This is a genomic window from Ruegeria profundi (assembly GCF_001507545.1).
Taxonomy (GTDB): domain Bacteria; phylum Pseudomonadota; class Alphaproteobacteria; order Rhodobacterales; family Rhodobacteraceae; genus Ruegeria; species Ruegeria profundi.
The window spans coordinates 186,851-203,018 of sequence record NZ_LQBP01000005.1 but is presented as its reverse complement, the minus strand read 5'-3'; the positions used below and the strand labels follow the sequence as shown (position 1 = coordinate 203,018).

General features: G+C 58.7%; 17 protein-coding genes. 4 read left to right on the top strand and 13 right to left on the bottom strand.

Annotated features, from left to right (window positions below):
- Nucleotides 1–56 precede the first annotated feature (56 nt).
- The 3 genes from AVO44_RS11310 to AVO44_RS11305 all read right to left on the bottom strand — a co-directional run bounded on the left by AVO44_RS11310 (nt 57) and on the right by AVO44_RS11305 (nt 1,437).
- On the bottom strand, nt 57–434 hold the full coding sequence (locus AVO44_RS11310) for a lysozyme inhibitor LprI family protein (protein WP_068336898.1): 378 nt from the start codon (nt 432–434) through the stop codon (nt 57–59).
- A gap of 142 nt (nt 435–576) precedes the next feature.
- Nucleotides 577–741: a hypothetical protein gene (locus AVO44_RS21295; protein WP_169794851.1), complete on the bottom strand. Its 165-nt coding sequence runs from the start codon at nt 739–741 to the stop codon at nt 577–579.
- A gap of 162 nt (nt 742–903) precedes the next feature.
- On the bottom strand, nt 904–1,437 hold the full coding sequence (locus tag AVO44_RS11305; RefSeq protein WP_068336896.1) for an invasion associated locus B family protein: 534 nt from the start codon (nt 1,435–1,437) through the stop codon (nt 904–906).
- A 178-nt stretch (nt 1,438–1,615) separates the two neighbouring features.
- On the opposite strand from AVO44_RS11305, the gene AVO44_RS11300 reads away from it, so the two are divergent.
- A complete protein-coding gene (locus AVO44_RS11300; RefSeq protein ID WP_068336894.1) occupies nt 1,616–2,614 on the top strand; it encodes an asparaginase in 999 nt (332 codons plus the stop codon).
- Nucleotides 2,615–2,619: 5 nt separating this feature from the next.
- On the opposite strand, the gene AVO44_RS11295 is transcribed toward AVO44_RS11300, so the two are convergent.
- From AVO44_RS11295 to hutI, 8 genes are all read right to left on the bottom strand, one after another.
- Nucleotides 2,620–2,940, bottom strand: coding sequence for a YciI family protein (locus AVO44_RS11295; protein ID WP_068336892.1), 321 nt, complete (start codon nt 2,938–2,940; stop codon nt 2,620–2,622).
- Nucleotides 2,941–2,962: 22 nt separating this feature from the next.
- Nucleotides 2,963–3,391 (bottom strand): SRPBCC family protein, encoded by a 429-nt coding sequence (locus AVO44_RS11290; protein WP_068336890.1) that lies wholly within the window; start codon nt 3,389–3,391, stop codon nt 2,963–2,965.
- A complete protein-coding gene (locus tag AVO44_RS11285; protein WP_068336887.1) occupies nt 3,379–3,708 on the bottom strand; it encodes an ArsR/SmtB family transcription factor in 330 nt (109 codons plus the stop codon). Before AVO44_RS11285 ends, AVO44_RS11290 begins: the two co-directional genes overlap by 13 nt.
- 47 nt (nt 3,709–3,755) lie before the next feature.
- On the bottom strand, nt 3,756–4,634 hold the full coding sequence (gene serB, locus AVO44_RS11280) for a phosphoserine phosphatase SerB (protein WP_068336884.1): 879 nt from the start codon (nt 4,632–4,634) through the stop codon (nt 3,756–3,758).
- A gap of 70 nt (nt 4,635–4,704) precedes the next feature.
- Nucleotides 4,705–6,387, bottom strand: a complete 1,683-nt coding sequence (hutU, locus tag AVO44_RS11275) for a urocanate hydratase (protein ID WP_068336878.1) — start codon at nt 6,385–6,387, stop codon at nt 4,705–4,707.
- Entirely contained in the window at nt 6,384–7,181 is a 798-nt protein-coding gene (hutG, locus tag AVO44_RS11270; protein ID WP_068336875.1) for an N-formylglutamate deformylase, read from the bottom strand. Before hutG ends, hutU begins: the two co-directional genes overlap by 4 nt.
- Nucleotides 7,181–8,710, bottom strand: coding sequence for a histidine ammonia-lyase (gene hutH / locus AVO44_RS11265; RefSeq protein ID WP_068336872.1), 1,530 nt, complete (start codon nt 8,708–8,710; stop codon nt 7,181–7,183). The genes hutG and hutH overlap by 1 nt, the downstream gene beginning before the upstream one ends.
- Nucleotides 8,707–9,915, bottom strand: a complete 1,209-nt coding sequence (hutI, locus tag AVO44_RS11260; protein ID WP_068336871.1) for an imidazolonepropionase — start codon at nt 9,913–9,915, stop codon at nt 8,707–8,709. Before hutI ends, hutH begins: the two co-directional genes overlap by 4 nt.
- 81 nt (nt 9,916–9,996) lie before the next feature.
- Here hutI and AVO44_RS11255 point away from each other — a divergent pair, with 81 nt between their 5' ends.
- From AVO44_RS11255 to AVO44_RS11245, 3 genes are all read left to right on the top strand, one after another.
- Nucleotides 9,997–11,352 (top strand): formimidoylglutamate deiminase, encoded by a 1,356-nt coding sequence (locus tag AVO44_RS11255; RefSeq protein WP_068336870.1) that lies wholly within the window; start codon nt 9,997–9,999, stop codon nt 11,350–11,352.
- Between the two features lie 12 nt (nt 11,353–11,364).
- Nucleotides 11,365–12,069, top strand: a complete 705-nt coding sequence (locus tag AVO44_RS11250; protein WP_068336869.1) for a GntR family transcriptional regulator — start codon at nt 11,365–11,367, stop codon at nt 12,067–12,069.
- A 94-nt stretch (nt 12,070–12,163) separates the two neighbouring features.
- Nucleotides 12,164–13,681, top strand: coding sequence for a malonate--CoA ligase (locus tag AVO44_RS11245; protein WP_068336867.1), 1,518 nt, complete (start codon nt 12,164–12,166; stop codon nt 13,679–13,681).
- Here AVO44_RS11245 and AVO44_RS11240 read toward each other — a convergent pair.
- On the bottom strand, nt 13,668–14,405 hold the full coding sequence (locus tag AVO44_RS11240) for a metallophosphoesterase family protein (RefSeq protein WP_068336865.1): 738 nt from the start codon (nt 14,403–14,405) through the stop codon (nt 13,668–13,670). The two genes, AVO44_RS11245 and AVO44_RS11240, sit on opposite strands and share 14 nt — an antisense overlap.
- A 116-nt stretch (nt 14,406–14,521) precedes the next feature.
- Nucleotides 14,522–16,117 (bottom strand): phosphoglycerate dehydrogenase, encoded by a 1,596-nt coding sequence (gene serA / locus AVO44_RS11235; protein ID WP_068336863.1) that lies wholly within the window; start codon nt 16,115–16,117, stop codon nt 14,522–14,524.
- Nucleotides 16,118–16,168: the final 51 nt, after the last annotated feature.

The window sequence follows — 16,168 nt, the reverse complement described above, 5'->3', positions numbered from 1 at the left end:
CTTGGGATGCGCCTCTATATAGGATTGCGCGCAAAGATCAAAAGGAATCGTCGCGCCTAGTTCGCATAGCCAAGTAATTGATCAACGCGTGCACGGCCAAGATCGACCCGACAAGCGGTAATGGCAATCCCTGTACCCGAGCCGCCGCCAAAAGATGCGCCAACCGCTTCGCATTGTGCATCCCGGTAAGCAACCCACGCGTCTTGCGCCGCCTCTAATGCGGGTTGCGCGACCAATCGTTCGGTGATGTCATCAAGCTCTTTTGCGGCACGCATGGCGAGGCTATAGCTCGCCTCGACTGCCTTGTCGACGCGGGCTTCTGCGTCGCGAACACAAGACCCGATCTCAACCTGTGAACTGGCGTCCCAGCATTCCAGCGTCGGGTCCGCAAACGCGGCGGATGGCAGGAACAGAACAAACAGAACGTGACGCATAACTCGTGTCCAGCAAGCACTTCATACACGCTGACGGTAGCACAAGCTGTGAAAAGTGCCTAGTTCAGTTGGCCGCCACGCAACGAACGCTGCGGCCTGACCGGTCTTTCAAGTCACGGCAAGAATATCGAGGCAAAGGCCGTCATATACCCGCAGGCACAACGGCACAATCCGCGGCATCCAAGGTTTGTACCGGGTCGTTCGGGCCACATTCCTCACCCGAAATCGGGTAGGTCTCAGTTGTGTTTTCGCACGCGCTCAGCAAAGCGGCGGCCAGCATCAACACGGCGAGAGTTTTGTTCAGCATTTCCAGGTTCCTTCCTTTGTCCGTAAACTGATTAGTTCAGAAGACAGAGGATCACTTTGATACGGATCAAGTTGAATACCGGACGTGACGTAAACAATGCGTCTGTGTGAAAAACACAAAACCCCGCCGGATGACGGGGATCTGCGCGCTGAAAGTTCCGGATTATTCTGTGCAGCGCTTTTCGGCGTCTTCAATTGCGGCCGTAAAGCCCAGAAGCGAGAATGTATCTTTGGTTTGCGTGCCACGTTCCGAGCGCGCGGTCAGCACCGCCTCGGTTCCGCGCTTCATGGCCGCGACAACCTTCAGGTCTTCGCCAGCCGTCGCGGGCCAGGCCCATTCGCCGTCGGTGATGAATTCAAACTCGGACCCATCGACTTCGACATTCACTGTCGAACCTGCTGCAAAAGGATATCCGCCGGTGAACGTCACCTGCCCTTTCACGTCTGCGTTCGGACGATAAAACACGAACAGCAAGATATCGCTGCGGCGCACAGACACCACGCGACCACCTCGGGTGTTCACGGTTTCCTTTGGGGCAGACACGCTCCAACATTCGGTGGGATCATCTTCGACGAAAACGCTCCAATCCGTCTTCGCCGCCACGCGATTGGTGCTTGACGCCTGTTGAGCGGTTGCAGTTGTGGCCAACCCGGCCATACACAGGCCCGCAATCACACGGACGAGTTTCGATCCCATCTGTCCAGCCTCCTAGCCCGACCTAATACCTCATACCCATCGGACATAACTGTGAACTCTGCCGGTTCGTCTGTAAGTTGCGTATTCCGATGATTGTCGACATACACACACTAACGCAGGTTTCGCCACAGGCGAAAGGGCGATTGGCAGAATTTTGCGCATATAACGGAGGGGCCAGATGACGCAACCGGTACCAATGACAGAACTGTGGCGAGGCCCCCTGCTGGAAAGCCTGCATACGGGGCATGCGGTGATCTGTGACGACAGCGGACAGATTGTGCAAAGCTGGGGTGATCCCAACGCAGTGATCTATCCCCGTTCCTCGGCCAAAGTGATTCAGGGGCTGCCCTTGATCACATCTGGAGCGGCCGCAAAATACGGATTGACGACCGAACATCTCGCTCTGGCGTGTGCGTCGCACAATGGCGCACATATACATACAGATCGCGTGTCGGCTTGGCTGGATCACCTTGGACTGTCCGAGCATGATCTGCGCTGTGGCCCGCAAGAACCGCAGGACATGGCGGCGCGGGACGGGTTGATCCTGGCCGATGACACGCCCTGCCAGATTCACAACAATTGTTCGGGCAAACACTGCGGGTTTCTAACGGTGGCCCAGCATATGGGCGCCGGGCCGGAATACCTTGAGATCGACCACCCCGTGCAACAGGCCTGCCTGTCCGCGATTGAGGAAACAACGGGCGAAACCAGCCCGGCTTATGGCATAGATGGCTGTTCGGCCCCGAATTTTGCCACCTCGCTCGTGGGGCTGGCGCGGTCGATGGCGTGGTTTGCGTCAGCTGCTGATCGCTCGGACCGGGCCAGCGATGCGGCGGCTCAGTTGACCGCCGCAATGATGAAGCACCCGGAACTGGTCGCCGGAGAAAACCGCGCCTGTACCGAACTGATGCGCGCCATGAAAGGACGCGCTGCGATCAAGACCGGGGCCGAGGCCGTCTACGTCGCCATCGTACCGGAAAAACGCATGGGCGTGGCGTTGAAGATCACCGATGGCACAACCCGCGCCAGTGAATGCGCGATCGCCGCCATTCTGGTCAGCTTGGGTGTGCTGGAGGCCAACCATCCAGCCACCCGCAAATTCATGAACGCCACGCAATACAGCCGGCGTGGGCTGGAATGTGGAGTGATCAAACCAGCGTCAGGATTCCCCGGCTAAGTCTGTCACATTTCGATTTCGTGCACCTCGGCGACCTCGACCGAACCCGAACCGTTGATGACCATGGGGCAACCCTTGGCCATCTCGGTTGCGGCGTCGATGCTGTCGGCTTTAATCACGGTAAAGCCAGAGGCCGGATTTGCACCTCCATTGTCAACGACACCACCGGAGCTGACGGTATATGACTGGCCAACCGGGTTGCCGGGAATGTCCAGCGCATCGCCCATGTTCTGAAACCACGTACCCCAGGCGGCCATGGTTGCGTCGATTTCCGCGGGATCCGTCGGGGTGGTTCCGCCATGATAGACAAACAAGTATTGGGGCATTTTCTTCCTCCGTTATGAGAGCCTATTGAAACTGTGCCTCAAGCCTGCGCAGGGATGAGGTCCAACCGGATTCGTGGTTGGCCGCGATCTCGTCATCGCCCAGATCGCGGTGATCGAGGATTAGGCGCGCTCCATCGCCCGAGGGTTCGACCGTCAGCGTCACATGGCTTTCTGCCCCGCGCTGATCCTGATCATCGTGCCACCCCCAAGTGAACCCCACAGAATTTGGCGGGTCAACATGGGTAACCTGTCCTGAAACCTTGTAACGCTGGCCCTCCGCATTCGCCATGACCGAATACCACGGCCCGAGGCGCGAAAAATCCAGGTCATGTTCAGGCACATGCATCCCTTCCGGCCCCCACCATTGCAACAGCTTTGCACCGTCACTGATCCACGCAAACAGGTTGTCGGGGGTGGTTGGGAACTCACGTTCCAGTCTCAGGTCGGCCATGAATTTTCACTTTCAATCAAATCATTTAGACGGTCCAGGCTACCCTCCCAAAACTGGCGTTTCGAGATGGTCCACTCGGCAATCGCGCGCAGCCCTTCGGGTTGGATGGAGTATATTCGCTGACTGCCCCGCACCCGTTGCTGAACCAAACCGGCTTGGCGCAGCACCTTAAGGTGGCGCGAAATTGCCGCCCCCGACATGCCGCGCCCTTCGATCAGATCACCGGCAGACAGTTCGCCGCTTTGCATCAATTGCTCGACAATTGAAAATCGGGTGGCGTCGGACAAGGCCGAGAAAGCAGTCAGAAGCGTGTTCATGACCACTGTTTAACATTTTTGTTAAATAAAAGGAAGCCCGTTTTGGGTCAGATGTCTGCGAAGGCCGTGCGGGAATAGCCTTGCAGGTATAGCAACGCCGTCAAATCCCCGTAGTTGATCCGAATGTCACACTGTGCTGCGACCGACGGCTTGGCGTGCAGCGCCACCCCGGTTCCGGCCCGGCTGAGCATCCCCAGATCGTTGGCCCCGTCGCCGACAGCGATCACGTCAGCTTCGGACAGACCCAAGCGCTTGGTGATCTGTTCCAGCGCGTCCACCTTGGCCTGTTTCCCGAGGATCGGACGCTGTACATCGCCCGTGAGCTTGCCATTCTCGACCAGCAGAGTGTTCGCACGATTCTCATCGAAACCCAGCAGATCGGCCACTTTGGCGGTAAAGGCGGTGAACCCGCCTGATACCAGAACGGCGTACCCTCCGTTCAGACGCATTGTTGCGACCAACTCTTTACCGCCGGGCATCAGCGTGATGCGTTGTTCCAGCACCTTGCCGATCACAGCCTCATCCAGACCTTTCAGCAGGCTAACGCGTTCAATAAGCGCGCCTTCAAAATCCAGCTCACCATTCATCGCCCGCGCGGTGATATCCTTGACCCGATCGCCCACACCGGCCTCATCGGCCAGTTCGTCGATGCATTCCTGCTGAATCATCGTGCTGTCCATATCGGCCAACAGCATCAGTTTGCGGCGCTTCCCCAGCGGCTGAACGATCAGGTCGACTTCCAGCAGTTGCAGCTCGGCCCAGACCTCCCACTGATTGTCGGGCAGGTTGGGGAACAAAAACTGCGCGGCCTCATCTTGGCTGAGCCACACCAGATCGTCGCCGCCCCACGCATTGCACAGCGACTCGACCAAAGCCAGGTCAAGCTTGGGCGTGTCAGGGTTGGTCAACAGCGTGGCAACATACATCTTCGGTCTCCTGCGAACTTCCCTGCGCATACCGCAGAGGGCGCCAATTCACCAGAGACAGTTGAAGTGTCTACCCCAGAATACCCGGCAACCGCAGCCCGTGGGCGCGGGCGCAGTCTTTTGCGGCTTCGTACCCCGCATCCGCATGCCGCCACACGCCCGAGGCCGGGTCATTCCAAAGGACACGCTCCAGCCGTTTTGCAGCATCCTCGGTCCCGTCAGCGCAGATCACGACACCTGCATGCTGGCTAAAGCCCATACCGACCCCGCCACCGTGATGAATCGACACCCAGGTCGCGCCGCTGGCGGTATTGATCAATGCGTTTAGCAGCGGCCAATCTGACACCGCATCGGACCCGTCCAGCATAGCCTCGGTTTCCCGGTTCGGACTGGCGACCGAACCACTGTCGAGGTGGTCACGACCGATAACAACCGGCGCTTTCAGCTCGCCACTGGCCACCATCTCGTTGAAGGCCAGCCCGGCACGGTGACGATCCCCCAACCCGATCCAACAGATACGCGCTGGCAGACCCTGAAACGCGATCCGATCCCGAGCCATGTCGAGCCAACGATGCAAATGCTCGTTCTCGGGGAACAGCTCCTTCATCTTGGCATCGGTTTTGTAGATGTCCTCCGGGTCACCGGACAAGGCACACCAGCGGAACGGGCCGATCCCCTTACAGAACAGCGGGCGGATATAGGCAGGCACGAAGCCGGGGAAGGCAAAGGCGTTCTCCAGCCCTTCATCCTGCGCCACCTGCCGGATGTTGTTGCCGTAATCCAACGTCGGAACACCCGCGTTCCAGAAATCGACCATCGCGGCCACATGCTGCTTCATCGACGCGCGGGCCGCTTTTTCAACTGCTTTGGGGTCTGTTTCACGCTTTTCTCGCCATTGCGCCATGGTCCAGCCCAGCGGCAGGTAGCCATTGATCGGGTCATGAGCACTCGTCTGGTCAGTGACGATATCCGGGCGCATTCCGCCCTCGGCCATGCGGCGGTAGATCTCGGGGAAAATCTCGGCGGCATTGCCCAGCAGTCCTACGGATTTGGCCTCGCCCGCCTTGGTCCAGCGATCGATCATCGCAAGCGCTTCGTCCAGCGTCTCGGCCTTTTCATCCAGATACTTGGTCCGCAGGCGAAAATCGATGCTGTCAGGGTTGCATTCAACCGCCAGACAACACGCCCCGGCAAAGACAGCCGCCAGCGGTTGCGCACCACCCATACCGCCCAACCCTCCGGTCAGAATCCACTTGCCCGTCAGGTCGCCGCCATAATGCTGGCGTCCGGCTTCGGCAAAGGTCTCATATGTGCCCTGAACGATGCCCTGCGTGCCGATATAGATCCACGAGCCAGCCGTCATCTGGCCGTACATCATCAAACCCTTCTTATCGAGCTCGTTGAAGTGATCCCAGGTCGCCCAGTGTGGTACGATGTTGGAATTGGCGATCAGCACCCGCGGCGCATCCTTGTGTGTGCGTATGATTGCAACGGGTTTGCCGGATTGAACGATCAGGGTCTCGTCCTCTTCCAAATCTTTCAAACCATCAACAATAGTGTCGAAATCAGTCCACGTGCGCGCCGCGCGTCCGATACCGCCATAGACCACCAGCTCATGCGGATTTTCCGCCACATCCGGATGCAGGTTGTTCATCAACATCCGCAGCGGCGCTTCGGTCATCCAGCTTTTCGCATTTAACTCGGGACCAGTCGGAGGATAGATGTCGCGGGTATTCTTACGAGGGTCAGTCATGGCGTAAGCTCCAATGCAGTGTCCTGGATGGCATTCAGAATGTCGCGCAACCAGCGGCGCAACCGGTCCGCTTTGGCCGGGTCATAGCGCCACGGCGCGGCCTCGGCCGCCAGATAGGTGGACTGTGCCAACTCCATCTGAATGGCGTGTATCCCGTCAGCCGGGCGACCGTAGTGGCGCGTCGTCCACCCACCTCGAAAGCGTCCGTTCAAGACGCTGCTAAAAGGTGAGTTGGAGGCACGTTCATTTGTAATAGACTCTATTTGCGGGTCGCAGGTTGCGCCCCCATCGGTTCCGATATTCATGTCGGGCAGCGTTCCGTTAAACAAAAACGGAATGCGGCTGCGGATTGAGTGGCAATCGAACAAAACCGCCACCCCATGGCGGTCGCGGACACGCTCAACCTCTTCGCGTAACGCAGAATGATAGGGCGCATGGTAGGCCTGACATCGTTCGGCGTTCTCGTCTTCTGAGGGTTCCTGCCCACTCTGCCAGATGGGCTGGCCATCAAAATCTGTCAGCGGCACCAGCGTCGTTGTGTTCTGGCCGGGATAAAGCGAGATACCTTCAGGGTCACGGTTGGCATCGATCACATAGCGGTGGATATGGGATTGCACGACAGTTGCCCCCGCCAAAATCCCTTCATAGAGCCTATTTATATGCCAATCGGTATCGGCCAATGCGCGCCCCGTGTCATTGAAACGGGCCGCAATCTCATCAGGCACAAATGTCCCACCGTGAGGTTGCCCCAGCACGATCGGGCTACCGCCGCGCTGCACGCTCGCCACTTGCATCACGTAATCTCCGGCATCTGAACACCCACCGCGCTTAGAATGGTGGCCTCTGCGACCAAGTGCTTTGCGGCCTCCAGATCCGGCGCCAGATAGCGATCTTCGGTTAGGGCGGGAATTTCTGCCCGCAACCGGGCGATAACTTGTTGCAACGGGGTGCTTGTGGTCAAAGGTGCGCGAAACTCGACCCCTTGCGCGGCGCAGAGCAGTTCGACACCCAGAATGTAGTTCAAGTTCTCAACCATACGGGTCAATCGCCGCGCGCCATGCGCCGCCATCGAGACGTGATCCTCTTGATTGGCCGAGGTCGGAGTGCTGTCCGTCACGCATGGATTGGCCAGATGCTTGTTCTCGCTCATCAGCGCAGCCGTCGTGACCTCGGCAATCATCAGGCCCGAGTTCAGACCGGGATTGGGCGTCAGGAAAGGCGGCAGGTCAAAGCTGAGCGTCGGATCCACCATTAGCGCAATTCGGCGTTGCGCGATGGCACCGATTTCGGACAGGGCAAGGGCGATCATATCTGCGGCGAATCCGACCGGCTCGGCATGGAAGTTCCCGCCCGAAACGATACCGTCCTCCAGCACCAATGGATTGTCGGTGGCCGCGTTGGCCTCAACCTCTAGCGTGGCGGAAGCCTGACGCATTACATCCATGGCTGCACCGGTGACTTGCGGCTGGCACCGAATGCAGTATGGGTCCTGCACCCGCGTGTCGCCATCGCGATGACTTTCGCGAATTTCCGACCCATCAAGCACGGCACGCATGGCACTGGCGGCTTCAGTCTGGCCGCGATGACCACGCAGTGTATGGATTTCGGACCGCAGGGGGGCAGTTGACCCCATGATCGCGTCGGTCGACATGGCCGAGATGACAAGCGCGTTTTGTGCCGCGCGCCAGGCTTCAAACAGACCAGCCAACGCAAAGGCCGTTGAAAACTGCGTACCGTTGATAAAGGCAAGGCCTTCCTTGGGGCCTAGTTGAATAGGCTCTAAATCAACGCTTTTCAGGGCTTGATCCCCCGGCAGGATATCTCCGTTTACCTCTGCCTCGCCTGCGCCGATGATCACGGCGGTCATATGGGCAAGCGGTGCAAGATCGCCCGACGCTCCGACCGACCCTTGCGCCGGGATCACCGGCGTGACCCCTCGGACCAGCATCTGCTGCAACACCTCGATCAGGTCCCACCGCACACCCGACGCCCCCCGACCAAACGACAACAGCTTGAGCGTCATCATCAGTCGCGTCAGTCGCCTTGGGATAGCCGGTCCCACACCACAGCAGTGGCTCAGGATAAGGTTGCGTTGCAGGATCGACGTATCCTGCGCGGCGATCTTATGGCTGGCCAGTTTGCCAAAACCGGTATTGACGCCATAGACGGGTTCGTCACCCCGAGCGGCGGCACGAATGCGATGAGCAGCTGCGTCGACTGCGGGTTTACACGCAGGATCCAGCAACACGGCCGATTGGTTCCAATACACGTCGGCCAATTGCGACAGGGACACCTGACCCGGCTGTAACGTCAGAATGGTCATGCCAACCCTCCGAACACACGTGTGTGGAGCGGGTTGAACCCGATGCGATAAGACAGCTCGGCAGGATGAGCGACGTCCCACACCGCCAGGTCCGCCCGTTGTCCGGGCGCGATTGTCCCGGCATCTTCAATTCCCAGCGCACGGGCCGCGTTTCTGGTAACACCCGCCAGCGCCTCTTCTGGCGTCAGGCGGAACAGGGTGCAGCCCATATTCATCGCCAACAATACCGAAGTCAGCGGTGAGGACCCCGGGTTGCAATCCGTCGCAAGCGCCATTGGCACTGCGTATTGGCGCAACAGGTCGACAGGCGGCACCTGCGTTTCCCGAAGGGTATAGAACGCGCCCGGCAGCAAGACGGCCGTCGTTCCAGCCCTTGCCATGGCGGACACTCCATCCTGATCCAGATATTCGACATGATCAGCCGACAAAGCTCCGTAGGACGCCGCCAATTGCGTTCCGCCCAAGTTGGACAGTTGTTCTGCATGCAGCTTCACCGGAATGCCCAAACCTTGCGCCACGTCGAAAACCTGCGCGATCTGAGCGGGGGTAAAGGCGATCCCTTCGCAGAAACCGTCTACTGCATCCAACAGACCCTCGGCATGGGCTTTGCGCAGGGTCGGGATGCAGACATCGCGGATGTAATCATCAGGCCGCGAAGCGAATTCCGGCGGCACCGCGTGCGCGCCCAGAAAGCTGGTATTCACTCGGACGGGCCGGGATTCGCCAATACGGCGGGCCACGCGCAGCATCTTCAGCTCGGTCTCTGTGTCCAGCCCATAGCCAGACTTAACCTCAATGGTACAGACACCCTCAGCGATCAGAACGTCAACCCGGGTCAGCGCATCCGCCAACAGCGCGTCGTCGCTGGCTGCTCTCGTGGCGTTGACCGTAGACAGGATACCGCCCCCGGCGCGGGCGATTTCCTCGTACGACGCACCTTTCAGCCGCATCTCGAACTCAACCGCGCGGTCACCGCCGAACACAACATGCGTATGTGCGTCGATCAGGGCCGGAGTGATCAGGCGCGACCCAAAGTCTTCAATCGGCCAGTCGGTGAACTCCTGCGGCAGGGCGCTATGCGCCCCGGCCCAAACGATCTTGGCCCCGTCAACTGCAATCGCTGCATCGTGACACAGCCCGTAGGGCGTTTCCCCATCGGTCATCGTGGCCATTCCGGCGCTGATCAAAACCGCTTTTCTGGTCATGGCGATTCTTTTCGGCTCCCCTCTTGTTTGATTTTTTCGTATATGTGAAAAGATATAAAGTCTACACATTATAGGACCAAAATGCAGATTCACGCCAAAACTGCTTTGTTAGGCACCGACTGGGTTCAGAATGTGCGGATTGAAACGGGTCAGGGCCACATCAGTCAGCTGCAGAGACAGTCCAAGGCGATGCCGGGCGACACGCAAGTGGATGTCCTTTTGCCCGCATTGGGTAACCTGCACAGCCACGCTTTTCAGCGCGCCATGGCCGGTATGACCGAAACCCGTATGACCGGGCGTGAGAGTTTTTGGACGTGGCGCACGTTGATGTATCGTTTCCTCGATCAACTGACGCCCGAGCAGATCCAGGCCATCGCAGCGTTGGTCTTCATGGAAATGCAAGAGGCTGGCTATGCCTCGGTCGGCGAATTCCACTATGTCCATCACAAACCCGGCGGCGCGACTTACGATTGCGTCTCGGAACTCAGCCAGCGCATCTTTGCGGCCGCAAGCCAGTCGGGGATCGGGCTGACCCATCTGCCCGTGCTTTATACTTATGGGGGCGTCTCGCAAGAGCCCTTGTCAGGCGGGCAACTGCGGTTCGGCAATACCGTGGATCAATTCCTAAGACTGGTGGAAGATTGCCTTAAAGACCTGCCATTTCTTGACTCTGGTTTGGGCATCGCACCTCATTCCTTGCGCGCCACTTCTCCCGCCGATCTTTCCGAAGTACTGCGGGCAGTGCCCCAAGGGCCAGTACACATCCACATCGCAGAACAACAAAAGGAAGTCGCAGATGTACGGGCTGCGCTTGGACGGCGCCCGGTGGCGTGGCTGCTGGACAATGCTGAAGTAAACGCGCGGTGGTGCCTGATCCACGCAACCCACATGACTGACGCTGAGACCCGCGCCTTGGCCCGGTCTGGTGCAGTCGCCGGGCTGTGCCCGATCACCGAGGCCAATCTGGGCGACGGCATTTTCAACGGCGCAACCTATGTTGCCGAAGGTGGGCAATTCGGCGTCGGATCAGACTCTAATACTCGGATTTCCTTGCCCGAAGAGTTGCGAACACTGGAATACTCGCAACGGCTCCGCGATCATGAGCGTGCGGTTCTGGTGAACGGCGAAGGCTCGGTCGGGCAGGCGCTGTACACAGGTGCTGCGCAGGGCGGCGCACGCGCGCTTGGGCGCGACGCGGGCGAGATTGCCGAGGGCAGGCTTGCGGATCTGGTTGCCATCGACCGAAGCCATCCGACGCTCTGCGCCCTGACCGACGATCAACTACTAGATGGTCTGTGCTTTACCGCCCCCGACGGTTTGGTTACCGATTTATGGAGTGCCGGGCGCCATGTGGTGAAACAGGGCCGTCACATCGCACGAGATCAGATCATTGCCGACTACCGATCCGCGATTGCGGGTCTGTTGGCCTCGGTCTAAAGGAACGACGCGATGGCTCAATCAAACGACACAACCAGCTACAAAGACATCAAACAGACCGTTCTGGCGCGCATTCGGTCGGGCAAATGGCAGCCTGACTCGCTGTTACCGAACGAGCAGGAGCTTGCTGCTGAGTTTTCCTGCACCCGCACTACGGTAAACCGCGCCATGCGGGAACTGGCCGAGGAAGGCTATCTGGAACGCCGCCGCAAAGCCGGAACCCGGGTGCTGAGCGCACCACAACGGCAAGCTCGCTTTACCATCCCGATGGTCCGGGATGAGGTTGAGGCGTTGGGCGGCACCTATCGCTATGCGCTGGTCTCGGCTGATTCTGAAACAGCACCAGAATGGTTAAGCGCCCGTCTGGCCCTTTCGCCAAAGCAAAGCGTGGTGCATGTGCGTTGCATGCATTTCAACGGCAACACTCCGTTTCAGTATGAGGACCGCTGGATCGTCACAGCCTCGGTCCCTCAGGTGCAGCAGACTGATTTCTCGGAAGTCGGCCCGAATGAGTGGCTGATCCAAACTGTTCCCTTCACCAATGTCGAGCTTAGCTTTCTTGCCAGCCGCGCCAATGCAACGGTTGCCGGGTTTCTGGACGTGACCGAAGGGGACCCCGTCTTTACCGGAGAGCGGATCACGTGGTTAGAGGGTCAGCCAGTAACCTTTGCCAAAATGTATTTTGCCGCCGGATATCGTATGACTACAGAATTCTGAACGAGTTTTGAATTTCCGCGCCAAAGGGCTTTACCCCCCTTTCAATCCGATACAGATTCAGCCCCGATTGAGCAGGCGCAAAAGGAATGACGAAATGGCCAACCCGCTTTATGACCGACTGTTTGGCATTCATGCGGGCAAGGACACGCCGTTTCTTTATCTGCCGGACGGGCAGACCCTGACCCATGCTGCCTTTCTGGACATGACTGCGCAGATCGCCAATGCCCTGACGGGGTACGAACTTGAACCCGGCGACCGGGTGGCGGTGCAGGTTGAAAAGTCGCCTGAAATGCTGGCGCTTTATGCTGCCTGCGCCCAGACCGGGCTGATCTTTTTGCCGCTGAATACAGCCTACACCACAACCGAGCTGCGCTATTTCATCGAAAACAGTGGGGCAGAACTCGTTGTCTGCGACGCGGCAAAAGAACAAGACCTTACGCCCATCGCAGCCGCCCAGAACGCCCGGTTAGAGACGCTGAACGCCGATGGCACTGGTAGCCTGATGCGGCGGGCGTTGGGGATGTTGCCTGCATTTGAACCGGTGAAGCGCACCGAAGACGACCTTGCCGCGTTCCTTTATACCTCGGGCACGACGGGGCGCTCGAAGGGCGCGATGCTGACACAGGCCAATCTGCTGTCGAATGCCCAGACGCTGGTACAGGAATGGCATTTCACCAAAGATGACGTTCTGCTACACGCCCTGCCAATCTTTCACACCCATGGCCTGTTTGTGGCAACGAATGTGGTGCTTGCGTCGGGCGGGTCGATGATCTTCCTGCCGAAATTCGACCTGGACGAGGTGCTGCGATGGATGCCTAAGGCGACGTCGATGATGGGGGTTCCGACCTTCTACACCCGCCTGCTGGGTGATGAGCGGTTTACAGGTGATCTTTCCCGGCATATGCGGCTGTTCATCTCGGGTTCGGCCCCGCTGCTGGCGGAAACCCATGAGCGGTTCGAAGCGCGTACCGGCCACCGCATCCTTGAACGCTATGGCATGACCGAGACCAACATGAACACCTCGAACCCCTATGATGGCGAACGTCGCGCGGGCACGGTGGGTTTCCCGCTGCCTGGTATCGAACTGAAGGTTACTGATCCGGAAACAGGCGCCGACCTGCCACAGGGTGAGATTGGCATGATCGAGGTGCGCGGACCCAACGTATTCAGCGGCTACTGGCAGATGCCCGAGAAAACTGCGGCCGAACTGCGTGAAGATGGGTTCTTCATTACTGGTGATCTGGGGCGCGTGGATGAGGATGGCTATGTTCACATCGTTGGGCGCGGTAAGGACCTGATCATCTCGGGCGGCTATAACATTTATCCTAAAGAAGTCGAGCTGGTGCTGGATGATCAGCCCGGCGTACTGGAAAGCGCCGTGATCGGCGTGCCGCACCCGGATTTCGGCGAGACCGTGTTGGGCATTCTGGTGCCCAAACCGGGCGAGGCACTGGACCCGGACTCCATCCTGACCAATGTCCAGAACGTGCTGGCCCGCTTCAAACATCCGCGCAAGCTGATCGTAGTTGACGAGCTGCCCCGCAACACGATGGGCAAAGTGCAGAAAAACGCACTGCGCGAAACCTACGAATCCCTGTTTACAAAGGGTTAGGCGTCAGCGGAACGCGTCCCGTCCGGGTCAAAAGCCAGCAATCCCGCCCTTCGAATACGGCCACCGCCAAAGACCGGCCATAACCCGCGCCCGCATCCAGATTGATCCGGTTGCCGCAATGTTCGGCCCGGTCGCACGGCGTATGCCCGTGGACAACCAGCCACGGATGCGGACCGGTCTCTTGCAGAAATTCGTGGCGTATCCAGACCAGATCGTCTTCGGCCTGTTGCTCCAGAGGGATACCGGGGCGGATACCGGCATGGACGAACAAAAGATCGCCTTCGCGATGATACAATGGTAGCGCGTTGACGAAGTCGATATGCGCGGGCGGCACCGCCGCACAGGCGCGCTGAATAACCTGAAAAATGCGGTCATCGTCAGAAACCTCGACCCCGTAGGACGCCAGCGTTTCAACACCCCCCAAACGCGGATGCAGCCAGTTGAGCATGATCGGCAGGTGTTTGTCTGCGATTTCGCCCTCTTGCACAAAGCGCGCCATCATCCGGTCGTGGTTGCCTTTGACCATGATCCAGTTTCTGCCCGCGCGCTGCCCTTCGATCAGCAGGTTCAGCACACCGCTGCTGTTTGGTCCGCGGTCCACGTAGTCACCCAGAAACACCACGCGGGCATCTGGCCCCCCATCCTGCTCAATCAGGTGAAGCGCATTTTCCAGCATGTCTAGCTGACCGTGGATATCGCCGATGGCGTAAAGCGGAGATGTCATGAAATACCTTTGTAACAAGTCGTATTGCTTGTGTGATGTAAACTGGCGACCGGAAAAAGAAAACGCCCGCGCAAATGATGGCGCGGGCGCGATAATGCGCGGAGTATCAGTACCGCTTAGGCAACGTCAAACTCCAGAGGCTTGATCTGCTTGAACAGCCCGGTTTCCGCCAGCTTGGCCCGCGCCTCTGCCGGAACAGGTTCGTCGACATAAAGCAGGGCGATTGCCTCGCCGCCCGCCTCGGTTCGACCAAGGGTAAAGTTCGCGATGTTCACACCGTTTTCGCCCATGGTCTGACCCAGCGCACCGATGATGCCCGGCACATCTTCGTTGGTGGTGTAAAGCATGTGCGCGCCCACCTCGGCGTCGATGGTGATGCCCTTGATCTGGATAAAGCGCGGCTTGCCGTCGCTGAAGACTGTACCGGCAATCGAACGCTCACGCTTTTCGGTCACCACGGTCACCTTGATATAGCCGTCGAACGTGCCGGACTTGTCCTGATTGGTGGTCGAGATCTGGATCCCACGCTCTTTTGCGACCACGGGGGCCGAGACCATGTTCACCTCGGGGTTAAACTTTTTCATGATCCCAGCGACAACAGAGCAGTTCAGCGCAGCAAGGTTCATCTTTGCCGCGACACCGTCATACAGAATGTTGATCGCCTTGATCGGCTCGTCCGTCATCTGGCCGATGAAGCTGCCCAGATGTCCGGCCAGTTTGATCCACGGCCCCATCACTTTGGCCTCTTCAGCGGTCACGCTGGGCATGTTCAGCGCGTTTTCAACGGCCCCGGTCAGAAGGTAGTTTGAGATTTGCTCAGCCACTTGCAGGGCCACATTTTCCTGCGCTTCGGTCGTGGCTGCCCCCAGATGCGGCGTGCACACCACGTTGGGCAGGTTGAACAAGGGGTTATCCTTGGCCGGTTCTTCGCTGAACACATCAAATGCGGCACCAGCGACATGGCCCGATTGCAGCATCTCGGCCAGTGCTTCCTCGTCCACCAGACCGCCGCGGGCACAGTTTACGATACGCACACCCGGCTTCGTCTTGGCAAGGTTTTCGCGGCTCAGGATGTTGCGGGTCTGGTCGGTCAGCGGCACGTGCAGGGTGATGAAATCAGCGCGCGACAGCAACTCATCCAGTTCAACCTTTTCCACACCCATCTTCGCGGCTTTTTCTGCGTTCAGAAACGGATCGTAGGCGATGACCTTCATACGTAGGCCCAGCGCGCGTTCACAGACGATACCACCGATATTGCCCGCACCGATCACGCCCAACGTCTTGTTGGTCAGCTCGATCCCCATGAACTTGGACTTTTCCCACCTGCCCGCATGGGTCGAGGTGCTGGCCTCGGGGATTTGGCGTGCAACCGCAAACATCATCGCGATCGCGTGTTCAGCGGTGGTGATCATGTTACCGAAAGGCGTGTTCATCACGATCACGCCTTTTTTCGACGCAGCTTCCTTGTCGATGTTGTCGGTACCGATGCCGGCCCGGCCTATAACCTTCAGCTTGTCCGCCTTTTCCAGAATCGTTGGCGTCACTTTGGTCGCCGACCGGATGGCAAGGCCGTCATACTGGCCAATCACCTCGGCCAGTTTGTCCTTGTCTTTACCTAGGTCGGGCATGAAATCCACGTCGATGCCTCGGTCGCGGAAAATCTGAACGGCGGTTTCGCTGAGCTTGTCAGAGACGAGTACTTTGGGGGCCATTTCTTTGGTCCTTGAATTGTATGAAAGGTCCGGGCCTGTTGCGGCCCGGTG